This window comes from Oribacterium sp. WCC10 (assembly GCF_900113415.1).
GTDB lineage: Bacteria > Bacillota > Clostridia > Lachnospirales > Lachnospiraceae > Oribacterium.
This window is the reverse complement of record NZ_FOPH01000016.1, coordinates 1-12561: the sequence shown is the minus strand read 5'-3', so window position 1 is coordinate 12561 and position 12561 is coordinate 1. Positions and strand designations below refer to the sequence as shown.

At 39.9% G+C, this 12561-nt stretch carries 6 protein-coding genes; all 6 read left to right on the top strand.

Translation table 11 applies throughout. The annotated features are described in order from the left end of the window. Window positions 1-52 precede the first annotated feature (52 nt). The 6 genes from BM294_RS11470 to BM294_RS11445 all read left to right on the top strand — a co-directional run bounded on the left by BM294_RS11470 (window position 53) and on the right by BM294_RS11445 (window position 12118). Entirely contained in the window at window positions 53-5215 is a 5163-nt protein-coding gene (locus tag BM294_RS11470) for an LPXTG cell wall anchor domain-containing protein (protein ID WP_091208351.1), read from the top strand. A gap of 192 nt (window positions 5216-5407) precedes the next feature. Further along, complete coding sequence (locus tag BM294_RS11465) at window positions 5408-7279, top strand: isopeptide-forming domain-containing fimbrial protein (RefSeq protein WP_091208504.1); 1872 nt, start codon at window positions 5408-5410, stop codon at window positions 7277-7279. Window positions 7280-7698: 419 nt separating this feature from the next. Further along, window positions 7699-8652 carry a class C sortase gene (locus tag BM294_RS11460; RefSeq protein WP_091208348.1) on the top strand — a complete coding sequence of 318 codons (954 nt, stop codon included), beginning with the start codon at window positions 7699-7701 and terminating at the stop codon, window positions 8650-8652. A gap of 454 nt (window positions 8653-9106) precedes the next feature. Beyond that, window positions 9107-9442, top strand: a complete 336-nt coding sequence (locus BM294_RS11455) for a NifB/NifX family molybdenum-iron cluster-binding protein (RefSeq protein WP_091208345.1) — start codon at window positions 9107-9109, stop codon at window positions 9440-9442. Window positions 9443-9807: 365 nt separating this feature from the next. Next, window positions 9808-10923: a type I glyceraldehyde-3-phosphate dehydrogenase gene (gap, locus tag BM294_RS11450; RefSeq protein WP_091208342.1), complete on the top strand. Its 1116-nt coding sequence runs from the start codon at window positions 9808-9810 to the stop codon at window positions 10921-10923. Window positions 10924-11326: 403 nt separating this feature from the next. Continuing rightward, window positions 11327-12118, top strand: a complete 792-nt coding sequence (locus BM294_RS11445) for a CAP domain-containing protein (protein ID WP_091208339.1) — start codon at window positions 11327-11329, stop codon at window positions 12116-12118. Window positions 12119-12561: the final 443 nt, after the last annotated feature.

Sequence of the window (12561 nt, the reverse complement as noted above, 5' to 3'; positions counted from 1 at the left end):
ATATTCTGATCACGCACATTGATAGTAAGAGTAGTTATGAGGGAAAAAGTTGATGAACAGAACAGGTTTTAGCAATAAAGGGTTCAGACAGTTCATGAGCCTGTTCATGGCAACAGTGATTATATTATCGAGCATCATAGGTGATGTCGGAATTGCACTTGCTGTAAACAGAGATGATTACATAAACAGAATTCTTGAACAGTACGATGAGGGCGAATTGTCAAGAGATGAAGCATTAAGACAGCTTGTCAGAAACGGCATGAAGGATTCACCTGTGATCGACTTCGGAGAGGATTCTGACGGAAACACCGTCGCAACAGCAAGTAACATTGCCGTTAAGATGGGAGAAGCAGATAAAAAGCATGACGAAAAGATTCTTGAAAGAATCGATAAGCTGGGCAAGACCAGAAACAGCCTGGTTTATGTCTGGCATAAGGATGACGTCGAAAAGCGCAGGGATGTTTCCACAAAGAGCGAACTAAAGAAGGAGTCTTCGGGAACAGCTGATACAACTCATGATGTTTCTTCAGCAAACGAACGTGAGAAGATAAATGAAGATACATTTTTAGTGAATGGAGAAGCTGTTGTTCAAAGTGAAGAAATTTCTGAAGATGTTAAAGAAACAAATTCTGGAAACATCATAGATAGTAACGATTCATTGAATCAGATTGAAGGAAAAAAGGTTCAATCGGAAGAAGCCGGAGATACAACAGAAGCAACCGGCAAGACATCAGAAGCAACCGGAGAGACAGATAAAGAAAAAACTGGTGAAATATCTGAGGTTACAGAAGAGAGGGAAGAAACCGATGAAATCTCTGAGTCAACCGAAGATGCAGAAGAGACAAGGGAAACAACTGAGACAACCGGCGAAGCGGAAGAAGTCAGTGATACAACTGAGAAAACCGAAGAAAGAAAAGAAATCAGCGAAACAACTGATGTAACCGGAGAGACAGAAGAAACCAGCGAAATCTCTGAGGCAACCGACGAGACAGAAGAAACAAAGGAAACAACTGAGGCTATCGAAGAGACAGAGGGAAAAATCAGCGAAACATCTGATACTGTCGGAGAGGCTGGGGAAGAAATCAGCGAGACAACTGAGGCAGCTGAAGAAACCAGTGATACAACTGAGGTAACAGAAAAGACAAAAGTAGAAATAAGCGAAACATCTGAAACAACTGATGGAACAAAGGAAGAATCAATAGGAACATCCGAAGTGACCGGAGAAACAGCAGCTGAATCAAGCACGATTGCTGCAGAATCCAAGGATGAAACATCAAATGCCATTGATCTTGATGAGTATCTTACCTTCTCGTCAACAAAGAGGCTTTCGCGCAAAGGATTTACAGAAGTAAACAATTTTGATTCCGGGGAGAATATTTATATCACTTTATTCTTTAATATCCCTGAACATACTCTTTCAACAGATGATTGCAGCGTAGCTTATAGCATACCGGAAGGACTTAAAGCTGCAAAAAAAGAGAAGGGAAAGATAAAGGATGAGGACAGAACTGTCGGCTCCTACAGCGTAGAAGAGGACGTCATCACTATTACATTTGACAGAACTTATGTTAAGTCGGAAACATGTATCGAAGGCGCTTTCTATTTTAAAGCCGAGGCAAACATTGATACCGAAGATGATGAGTTCACCGTTGAACTTGGCACTTATGCCGGAAGCATCAACATTTGCAAAAGTCTGACACAGACAGCCATCTCGGATGACGGCAGGGTTTCAGTGACGGCTTCTTACGGTGTTTCTTCTTTTGATAAGGAAGTAACACTCAAAGCTACAGAACTCAGATCCGAAGAGATGAAAGATGCAGAGGATACATTCAACGACCTGCTTAAGAATGAGAACAGATTTGTTAAGAATATGTATTCTTACGACATCTCCTTCGTGGATGAAGAAGGTAATGAAGTTGAACCTGATGGTAATGTGTCCATCAACATGGAGTTTGTTGAGCCTGTCGTTACTGAAGATAATGCAGGGTTAAAGCTTTTCCATATCGAAAACAATGATCTCAGCCGTGTAGAAGATCTGACTGAATCAAGTGATACGCAGGTTACCGGGGACGATGAAGGATCAGTTCGTGAGATATCATTTACAGCTGAAACATTATCTCCTTTCGTGATGGTGGAAACAGGCGTAGACGGAAGAAACCTTCTTACAAATGTTTCCATAGAGGGTGCACGCTCTGATGATGGAAAGACCTGGGTGGTTGAAAACGGAGAGACCTATAAGCTTACGCTTAAGTTTGAAGAGACAAATCAGAATCAGTTCCCTTATGATGACACATGGATGGTTTATCACATCCCTGAAGGACTGTATGTAGAGGATCAAAGCCGCTATTTTACTATTGTCATTGACGGAAAATATGTTATCAGTGAGAACCGTTTAATTGTAAAAGCCAAAGAGCGTACAGTTGAACTCCAATGGAATACAAAAAGCCCCAATTTCAGCCACCTTCTCAATTCGACGAACGTAGAGATTGAAGCTGGTTTCAAAGGCTATTTTAACAAGAACTCAAAGAAGATCGTATTTTCTGATAGTATCACAAGGGAAATAAAGATAGATGATTCAGCCAAAGTTGATGTCTATAAATCCGGATATTATGATGCTAATGACAAAAAAATACATTACACAGTAACGTTATATTCCAAAGGCACTACCAGGAACATTCAGGCTGTGGACGAGCTTGTAGGCAAGGCGCTTAGCCTGGATACAGATTCTATAAAAATCTATGGAAACAATGATGCGAAGGTGACTAAAGCTGACAGTAAAGGCTTTACAGTGTTAGTCCCTAAGATGTCAAATGGTGAGACGGCAAATATTAACTATACGGCATCGGTGGATTTTGATCAGATTGCTCAGAATGGTCATGCTACATTCAGCGAAACCGGCAATAATGTAACTGTAAAGATTCTGGGAAGAGATGATGAGTCTAAATCATGTCCTGTGGAGAATGTTACTTTTTCATCACTTGTTAAATATGGATCCGTTGAGGTTAAGACTGCGAAGGTCAGGAATGATGCGATTAATAGTAATGGTATCTCTAAGAATATGACCTGGACTATCGAGGCAAATAAAGAACGCGTTACACGGGTTTCTTACATAAAGGATTCTATAGACGAAAAGTCGAGATCAAATATGAGATACTCCGGAAAAGGCATCAGTGTTCTGGTTACATTTGAGGATGGAAGAACAGAGACAAGAGAGATACCTTGGGAGAGTTTGGAAAGACCTAACGACTATGAGTGGAAATGGTATCCGCCTATATCAGATGGCAAGGCGTCATATAAAGTGACTTATACGACATCCGTGAATATTCCCAACGGAACCTCAGATCTTAAAGTAAAGAACCATGCGGAAACAGATCATTCTTCAAATTATGATGAGGTAAAGGTCACACCGGGAAATAATACAAATATTACTGCATCAAAGCATGCAACAGATGTAAACGTAGGCGAAGTCAGCTGGACCATTCATGTCAATGTTCCAGCCGGTGGAGCTGACAAGCTTCATATCGTGGATACGCTTCCGAATGTATGGATAAATAATGTTCATAAATTTGATGAGTTTTATGAACTTACAGGTGTTTATGGACTTAGCGATTCAGAAAGCTACAAACTTGATAAGACTACAGAAACACTTACATTTACCTTTTATAAGGACAGAAACAAAACTACTGAAGGACTTAATAGCACGGTTTCGGAGAGAACAATAACTGTAATCTACAAGACCAAAAACAACAAAGACTGGATGGACTATGCTGAGGATTCAGGTAACGGACATTATAGGGAGCATAATAATGAGGCTACGATAAAGCTAGGGACCAGTGAACTTAAAGTAAATGCAAAGGCATATCCATCAAGGGAAAGTCTGAAGAAGCAGGGGGCATATTACAGTACCGATAATGGAAGACTTGTATACAGCTATGACCTTGTGCTTGGAGGAGTGACACACGGAAATGTGACCATAGATGATTATTTTGATACTAAGGTTCTTTCCTACATGGGTAAATCTCAGTATAACAATGATCTTACTTCCACGGCGGCTCGCATTTATGGTGGAAATCAGTATGATTGCGGGGATGATACCGGTGAAAAAGCGGATGTGGATGTGACACAAACCGATTCAGGCATAATAAAGATTCATATCGGAGATTTTCCGAAGCAGTCAGACGGCAGCTATTACGGATACTACAGGATAAGATATTATCTTTCTGTGAATGAAAGCGATGCTATTCAGAGTGCACTTGCAAATGGCGGAGAAACTGTGTTCAAAAATATTGCTTACTGGGCGACTGAAAAATCAGAAGTTAATATAACATACGAGCATAATCCTGTGAAAAAGGGATACAAGTGGAATGAAGATGGTGACGGAATGGCAAAGTATACGATAACCATCAATTCCGGCAAAGAAAAGCTTAACAATGGGGATGCGATGGTACTTGAGGATGAATTTGAGAATCAGATCATAGACATTTCCACTATTAAGATAACCGCGAAGGATAAGGAAAATAAGGACAGGGTCTCAGAAATTAAATATTCGCTTTCTGGAAATGTTCTTACCTTTGACAAGATTCCTGATGAAACAGCGATTGAAATAAGCTATAAGGCTGTGCCTGTTTTCAAAGAAAATACTGTAACTCTTAAAAATAAGGCAACTCTTATGACCTTTGAATCAATTACGGAATTTGATGCGGAATTCGATTCTTGGCTAACGGGTAACGGAAGCATTCCAAAGATTAAGATCGTTAAGTACAAGGAAGGGGATGTTCAGACTAAGCTTTCAGGTGCTGTATTCGATCTCTATATAGTAAAGGAGGATGGCGCCAGAGAGTTTTTGAAAGCTTTTTCTACGGGCGAAGACGGAGAATTCACAGTGGAATTGGATCATCACAAAGATGGTAATGAGATGTTTTTCAACCAGGAGTACTGTCTTGTAGAGTCACGGGCTCCTGATGGCTATCATGTTAACAGTGATAATGCGTATTACTTTACTATCTGTGATGGCAAAGACAGTAATGTAAAGCTTGACTATAACAGTGATAGGCCGGTATATGCATCCGGATATGTTCTGTCGATTTCCAATTCGCCGGGGCTTGTTATAGAACTTCCTATCACAGGTGGCACCGGAACAACCATGATGTATTTCATGGGAATGTTTTTAGTTCTTTTGGGTGGTTTTGCGATCATTAAGAGAAGAAAGTTTTAAATATTAAAGGCAACCGACAAAATCTTATAAACAAAATATAAAAAAGCATAATATAGATGCAAATTTAATTTGAAATATAAGAGAAATTTGTGTAGTATACATGTGCTTTTAAGAAACGACTGAAAAATATGATGTCATCCTTCATTTGGCTAAGCCAAAAGGGATGACATTAAATATGAGGAGTATAGGGAAATGAAAAAGAAGAATTTTTTGACACTGGCACTTATCGCAAGTATGTCTATGGGAACCGTAACTTCACAGGGCTTCACAGCATACGCTGCAACAGAGAATGGTTCATCAACCGAGGGGGCAGAGGAAAAGACAGATAAGTATAACTTTACCATTAAGAATACAGGTAAGACTGCTCACAAGTTCGAGATTTATCAGATTTTCAAGGGTGAGCTTACTGTGACAGATGCTAAAAGAAGCTTATCATACATCAAGTGGGGAGAAGGCGTTGATACAACAAAACTTCCAAATGAAATAAATGATGAAGATGCGGCAAAGGTTGCAGCAAAACTTACAGATGAAAAAGATGCAAAGGAAGGAAAAATAAATGTAGAGGAATTTGCAGAACTCATCAGCAAGGCTTTGAGTGAGAGTGCTACAGCAACTATTGATATCGATGCCGGAAATGAAGGTACTGTAGCACTTCCTGCAGGTTATTACTTTGTAAAGGATCTTGACGGATCACAGGAAAAACTTAACGGCAAAGACGTAGAGAATGGTTCTTATACACAGTACATCCTTCAGATCGTCGGAGATACTGAGACTGAGACGAAGCTTGATGCACCTTCATCTCTTAAGAAGGTAAAAGAGAACGTTAAGAAAGTTGAAGGAGATGAAGATACCAGAATTGCTTCCTTCAAAGTAGGTGAACAGTACAACGATGTAGCGGATTACAGCATTGGCGACGTAATCCCTTATGAGCTTGTTGGTACACTTCCATCAAACTACGATAAGTATGAGACCTACTACTATTCTTTTGTTGATACCATGAGCGAGGGTCTTACACTTGATGGTGACAGCGTTAAGGTATATTTCAGACCAGCAGTCGATGATTCTACAGAGATAGAATTAAAAGAAGTGACAAACAAGGATGACAAGACTGGTTATAGAAAGACAGTATCGACAGATGATGGTTCAACAGTACTTAATGTATCTTTCGAAGACCTAAAAAAAGCTGTTGCAAAGGATTCCGGCAAAGAAATAAACATTACAAAGGACAGTACGTTTGTTGTAAGATACAATGCTTCACTTAATGAGAAAGCTGCAGTAGGTCTTCCGGGTAATGAGAACGAGTTCCATCTTGAGTATTCTAATAATCCCAACGGAGAAGGACATGGAAAAACTCCTGAGGATAAGAACATTGTATTTACTTACGAGATTGACAACGAAAAGGTAACCTACATGTCAGAGACTGACTATGCCCTTCTTAATCAGGAGGATAAAGCTAAGTTTGAAGAGGTAAGCTATGATCTGGATGGTGATGGGACAGCTGAGAAAGTATACAGAAGAAAGCTTTCAGGCGCAAAGTTCAAGCTTTTCACAGAAAAAGGCGATGTAGCAGTCTTTAGTTATGATGTGGATGACAATGGAAAAAAGAAAGATTTTAACTTTAAGGGCTGGAAAGATGCTGATTATAAAGTTGCAGAAGGTGAGTCTACAGAGGTTGAATCAGATGCTAACGGTCTTGTAAAGATCAAGGGCCTTGATTCAGGCGTTTATTATCTCGAAGAGACAGAGGCACCTAGCGGATATAATAAGCTCACAGACAGAGTAAAGCTTGAGCTTACAGCTGTTACAGTTAATGATCAGAACTGGGAAGGCAAGACAGCTAAGGATGCTGCTCTAAAGGCACTCACCGTAAAGCTTAATGACAAGACAGAGATTAAGTCTGATGACAACTATGGAATTGTAAAGACAGAGATTGTTAACTACACAGGTTCAACACTTCCATCAACCGGTGGCATTGGTACAACTATCATGTATGCATTCGGTGCAATCCTTGTTATCATGGGCGGCGCAGCTATCATCATAAAGAGAAGAAATGACGCAGCATAATTGCTGACGAGTACAGCATATATTGAGTAGCTGATACATCATATTCGCTGTAATCACTGTATATTTCAGCATTTTTACAATAAACAACGTGTCAGGTACTTATTATTCGATGTACAAGACATGAGTCGCAAAAGTGTTTGTCATTCATTAATACGTGAATGTTTGCTTGCATATGCAACGTGCTTAATCTACATATAGAATTATTTTTGAGTAGCAGTTTTATACAGACTGCTACTCGATTTTTAAGAAACTAAGGAAATACTGATTATATCAGTGTTTCTTCAGAGCCTCCGGCGTCGGGACACGGATTTTCAAAGGTATTTGATGCTTCGCATCGAAAATCCGGCCAGGGAAACGATTTAATCAGCGTTTTCCTAAATTTCAATTATCCTTTGTTCCCATAGATGAAAGATTGAGATATGAAAGAAAGAAAAACTGTTGAAACAGATCAGAATAATGATGAAATAAAATCTGCCGGAACTCCAATCACAAAAGGAAAGAAGGGTGCATTTTCGAATGTCATAACCGGCTTTATGGTGCTGGTGATGCTTGCCGGAATCGGCCTTTTACTATATCCAACCATCAGTGAGAAGTGGAATGCATTACACCAGTCCAGAATCATTGCCGGATATACTGAACAGATTCAATCGGACGATTCCGATCATGTAGAGAAAGAGTGGGACGATGCGGTCAGATATAATAAAGAGCTTCTTTCAAAAAATGACAGATACAAAATGAGCGAAAAAGAAGAGGAAGAGTATACGGGACTTTTGAATTCTACCGGAACCGGAATTATGGGTTTTATAACCATTCCTAAAATAGAAGTACGCCTTCCTATATATCATTCAACGGATGAATCAGTGCTTCAGATAGGAGTGGGGCATATTCCGGGTTCTTCTCTTCCGGTTGGCGGAGAAAGCTCACATACTGTGTTATCAGGGCATCGTGGTCTTCCCTCAGCAAAGCTTTTTACGAGGCTTGATGAAATGACAGAGGGAGACATTTTCGCATTGCATGTCCTTGGAAAGGTTCTTATATATAAGGTGTGCGATGTTACGGTAGTTCTTCCTGACGAAGTTGATAATATAGACATTGAAAAAGGCAAGGATTACTGCACTCTGGTAACCTGTACCCCGTATGGTGTCAACACTCATCGTATGTTGGTTAAGGGCGAGCATACAGAGACCATAACTGAAGAAGAGTATGTGGCGAGAAACTACGAAGCTACAGGAGGTACGAGCTTAAATGCCGTTGAATCTGATGCGTCTCAGGGACATGAGATACCGGAGTATCTTCCTATAGCGTTTGCCGTATTTGCAGTTATTGTATTGGCTTTTGCACTGTTTGCACCTGTGAAAAAGAAAAAAAGATAAAATAATTATAAAGTCAATGGTGAATGACAAAAGAAATATCTTTTTTAAGATTTTTGTTGCAAAAAATGCGTTAATGTATTAACATGAAGATGGTGGGACACATATATTTAGTAAATAATCTTATGGGCACAAAGTTCACAAGTATATAACATTGGTCAAGCCTCCTGTGGTGGGAGGCTTTTTATTTTGGAATTTTGTTGAGCCGATATCATCATTGAGTGTCAAAAGTATTTGTCACTCGCTGATTAGTGCCAACGCACACATTCGTGTGAAAGAGCAAGAATCTTTGCAGATTCCTTTGAAGCACTCAATGCCGCGTGGCTTCTTCCATTAAAAATTGAATTAAATTTAAACCATAGCTTGTTTTATTATACTGAAAAATTTATAATAATTTTATTATTGGCTTGCAGGCCTAAGAAGTATAGAAAATTGAATAGAAGAGGTTAATGAGACTATGATTCTTGCAATTACTTATGATCCGGACAAAAAAGAAGTGTTTCAGCACTTTGGTGAGACTCGTTTTTTTAAGCTTTACAACATTGAGCGAAACGATATCATAGATTCATCTGTAGTCAGCACCGATGGACAGGGGCATTGTGCGCTGGCTGGTGTACTACGCAGAATAGGCGTTAATGCTTTGGTTTGTGGTGGTATAGGTGATGAAGCGCAGGTTTCTCTCGCTGAGTTGGGAATAAGAGTTTGTGGTGGCATGGAAGGCAATTGTGATGACGCTGCTGAAAAGTTTGCCAGGGGTGAGTTGGCATTTAACGAGGTGGCGAACTACTCTTAAGAACATAAATAGATAATCCTCAAAATTCACTTGAGGCCTCCGGGGATATTAAGGGCCAGGCATTAGAGCCTGGTCTTTTTTGTTGATAAATTACAGGAGGCATTATGGTGAGCTCCCCTTTTATGTATTTCTTTGGATACAAAAAACATGGCGTGAGACCGGATGATACCTGCTCTTATGTATACAAAAACCACAAAAAGTGGCGCAAAATCAAGCTTTGTTGAATGTGCACGAATTAAAAGCTAAAACATTATAACAATTGATAAAATATAGTCATAAATGTCCATAAATTAACATTTGTTTTCATATAAATTTAATAGTGCTACAATCCGAATAGTTGATTTTTTAGATAGAGAGGAGCAATTATGTTAGTTAAAGTTGGTATCAATGGATTTGGCCGTATCGCAAGAGTTATCCTTAGAATTCTCGAGGAGCGTGATAATGATATCGAGGTATGCGCTATAAACTTAAGAAATGCTGATCTTGCACGTATGGCCTATCAGATGGAGTATGACTCGGTATTCGGTCGTTTCAGAGGCCGTGTTAGATACACAGAGAATGAGCTTGTGATTAATGGGAAGAAGATACATGTATTCTCAGAGGATGACCCTGCAAATATTGACTGGGCGTCAACAGGAGCTGAATACATCATTGAGTCTACAGGTAAGTTCCTTCGTCTTGAGGATTGCGAAAAGCATTTCAAAGGCGGTGCAAAGAAGGTTATCCTTACAGCACCGGGCAAGGATCCTGACTTCCCAACATTCGTTTTCGGTGTTAACAACGAAAGCTATGATCCTTCCATGAGAATCATTTCAAATGCATCATGTACAACCAACTGTCTTGCACCTCTTGCTAAGGTTCTTAATGAGAAGTTTGGAATCGAGAGAGCTCTTATGTCTACAATTCATGCATCTACATCCAAGCAGAAGCCGGTAGACTCAAACGGAGGTCGCGACTGGAGAACAGGACGTTCAGTATTTAACAACATTATTCCTTCATCAACAGGAGCTGCCAAGGCTGTTGGAATGGTTATTCCTGAGCTTAAAGGAAAGATGACAGGACTTAGCTTCCGTGTTCCTACCAACGATGTATCAGTAGTTGATCTTACAGCTGAGCTTAAGACAAAGACAAACTATGAGGAAATCTGCGAGGCTATCGAGCATGCATCCCGTCATGAAATGAAGGATATCATCGAGTACAATACAGACGAGATCGTTTCTTCTGATCTCAGAGGAAACTTCCAGACATGTATATTCGACGTTAAGGCCGGAATCATGCTTGATGACAACTTTGTTAAGCTCATTGCATGGTATGACAATGAGTGGGGTTATTCAAATCAGTGCATCAACCTGTTACAGTATGTTGCACGTAAGGATGCAAAGGCACAGGCAAAGGCTGCAAAGAGCCAAAAGCCCGAGCAGGCAAAGAGCGATGTTGCTGCACAGCCTGTTGACAAGAAGGCAGTAGAAAAGAAGAAGTAAATCAATCCTGGTAGTTATATAGATATTAGATGAGTTGACCGACAAACAGGTGCAATGCAAGCGCCGGTTTGCCGGTCAATTTTTGGCTTAAGGTGATTGTGGGATATAAAGGTAATTTCCTCAGAATGATTTAATAAAAACGTCGCTTTTTTCGATAAATTTAAGGTAGTATACTACAAAAAATAAAGGATAAAAGTTCTTAGTTGCTATTTATAATGAAGAGACCCACAAAACATATGCAACGGCTGTTGGGAATTGTCATAGGTTGTGTCTCGCTCTTCAAAAAGCGTAGAAAATAATGGATGCGCCCGGACTTTGCGATTCACTGATTAGCATAGGAGTTTGATTTGGTACTTTTAACTCTGCATCAAAAATGGGCGTAGAATAAAACGGGGATAAAGAAATGAAGAAAAGCCAAATATCAATAATAATAGGAATGGCAGCAAGTGTTATGCTGTCTGTGCAATCACTTGCCGGAAACTGGATTCAACTGGGAACAAACTGGGCATATACAAAAGATGGGATAACTCTTGCGGATGGGTGGATACAGGACTCCGGAAAGGTATATTATGTAGATCCATCATATAAACTGATGGTCACAGGGTGGCGTGTGATAGATAACATTCCGTATTTCTTTGGCGATGACGGGGCACTTTGGATACACCCGGCTCTATATTTAAGTTCTGCAGCAGTTGATACGCAGGGTAAAATGCTGTACTCATCTCTTGCCAACAATATTTCATACAATGACTTGTCCGGATTATATCAGATGAAAACCGGCGTCGAGGCGTCTCAATGCAATGGTGAAAAGATTGACGTTGCAGCTTCTGCTGAAGAAATTCTTAGTCTGGTAAATGAGTACAGAACTGAAAATGGAAAAGCGCCTTTAAAAGTGAATGACACGCTATCGGAAGTTGCCAAAGCTAGAGCTGTTGAACTTAGCAATAAATATACTCATACGCGACCTGACGGTTCAAAGTGTTTTACCTTATATAAAGCGATGGGGTATAACTATACAATCGCAGGTGAAAATATTGCTTGCGGCCACCGTTCTGCAGAAGAGGTATTTAACACATGGAAGAATTCTGACGGGCACCGTAAGAATATGCTTGGAGACTTTCGGGATATAGGCATAGGTATATATGAAAGTAATGGGGTTTGTTATTGGTGTCAGAGCTTCGGAAACAGGGCATAAATAAGCATAATAACGGAGGAATATTGTTAAATAAATAACTTTTAAAAAACATTAAAAAGTGTTTGACATCTTTGCCGTGAATTGTTATTATAACTGAGCGCTCGAGAGAACCGGAACATCAGTTCTTGAAAATGAGCACATTAGAACCTTGAAAATCAAAGATCGATTAATACACAGACCCTGAAGATTCTTTGAAAAAGAAAATTCAGAGCGGAAGAGTTCGAGAGAACTCGGAAGCAAACGACCAAATATGGTCAAGCGAATTTATTCGCAGTAAAGAAACGGACAGAACGAAAAGCCAAGCTTTAGTTTTGAGTTGAAGGAGTTTTCATCAGAAAACTCCGGAACGATATGCACCGATCTATGATCGGCGTCCTGCGCAAGCAGGATCATCGGTGAGTCACAAGCTCAACGATGACAAACAGAGGAAGAACTTAAAGAGA